This is a genomic window from Neisseria sp. P0001.S005, from assembly GCF_051963715.1.
In genome coordinates this window covers 1-386 of the sequence record NZ_JBQCTZ010000716.1, presented here as the reverse complement: position 1 = coordinate 386, position 386 = coordinate 1, and the positions used below count along the sequence as shown (strand labels likewise).

Sequence of the window (386 nt, the reverse complement as noted above, 5' to 3'; positions counted from 1 at the left end):
ACCAGATAGTTGCTGGCGGCAATAATAAAAATATGGAAAAGCACCAGCCAGAAGAGCGCTTTCTTCTGCTGTGCGGCGGTAAATTCGTACATGGAAATCTTTCGGAGTTTTTCAGACGGCATGAGGCCTTGAGAGACCGTGCAATAGAGAAAGTCTTGCAATGAAAAGGGCGTTAGGCCGTCTGAACAGGATTATTGTGCATCGTGCTCAAACAAGCGTTTGCGTGCCAAAGCTTCAAACTCTGTGCCTGCTTTGCCGTAGTTGGCAAACGGATGAATGGCGATGCCGCCGCGCGGTGTGAATTCGCCGAATACTTCGATGTATTTCGGATCCATCAGGGCGATGAGGTCTTTCATGATGATGTTGACGCAGTCTTCATGGAAGTC

Annotated in this window: 2 pseudogenes; both read right to left on the bottom strand. The window is 48.7% G+C overall.

Annotated elements, in window-relative coordinates:
* A pseudogene (locus tag ACTHSP_RS22535) lies at positions 1-92 on the bottom strand (7-cyano-7-deazaguanine/7-aminomethyl-7-deazaguanine transporter); the annotation flags it as partial.
* 99 nt (positions 93-191) lie between these two features.
* Positions 192-386 (bottom strand): annotated as a pseudogene (locus ACTHSP_RS22530) (preQ(1) synthase); the annotation flags it as partial.